Origin of the sequence: Streptomyces sp. NRRL B-1140, assembly GCF_001280065.1 — a bacterium.
Classification (GTDB): Bacteria; Actinomycetota; Actinomycetes; order Streptomycetales; family Streptomycetaceae; genus Streptomyces.
In genome coordinates, this window is the sequence record NZ_LGEA01000172.1 from 1 (window position 1) to 726 (window position 726).

At 68.3% G+C, this 726-nt stretch carries 2 protein-coding genes; both read right to left on the reverse strand.

The annotated features are described in order from the left end of the window. Positions 1-295 (reverse strand): alpha-amylase family glycosyl hydrolase (locus tag ADK65_RS35565; protein ID WP_267889770.1); only part of this gene is annotated, 295 nt, incomplete at its 3' end. Continuing rightward, on the reverse strand, positions 292-726 hold a 435-nt coding region (locus ADK65_RS35570; protein ID WP_159038869.1), incomplete at its 5' end, for an alpha-glucosidase C-terminal domain-containing protein. The genes ADK65_RS35570 and ADK65_RS35565, both read right to left, overlap by 4 nt.

A 726-nucleotide genomic window follows, 5' to 3' on the forward strand; every position in this document is an offset into this window, starting at 1 on the left:
AGTCCGCGAGGTCGCCGAACTCCGGCAGCACCGCCGTGTAGTCGGACACGTCGTAGCCACCGTCCCGCAGCGGGGACTTGAAGAAGGGCGGCAGCCACAGGCAGTCGACGCCCAGCCACTGCAGGTAGTCGAGTTTCGCGGTCAGGCCCTTGAGGTCGCCGACGCCGTCGCCGTTGCTGTCCTGGAACGAGCGGACGAGCACCTCGTAGAAGACGGCGCGCTTGAACCAATCCGGGTCTCGGTCCCTCGCGGGAGTGTCCTCGAAGGTGTCCAGAACGGGCTCGTTCACGGTCATGACGTTGCTGCCCCTCCGTTCGCGTGCGCGGCGGGCGGGGACTGGACGTGAAAGACGTGCGCGGGAGCCCGCCCCGGCTCCAACCGCACGTAGTTGTTCCTGCCCCAGTGGTAGGTCTCGCCGGTGAGCTCGTCGCGCACCGGCACCGACTCGTGCCAGTCGAGGCCGAGTTGCGGCATGTCCAGCGAGACCGTGGCCTCCTGGGTGTGGTGGGGGTCGAGGTTGGCGACCACCAGGACCACATCGGATCCGCTGCGCTTGCTGTACGCGAGGACATCGTCGCTGTCGGTGTGGTGGAAGCGGAGGTTTCTGAGCCCGTGCAGTGCGGGATGCTCGCGCCGGACGGTGTTGAGCCGGGTGAGCAGCGGGGCGATGGTGCGGCCCTCGCGTTCGGCGGCTTCCCAGTCGCGGTGGCGCAGCTGGTACTTCTC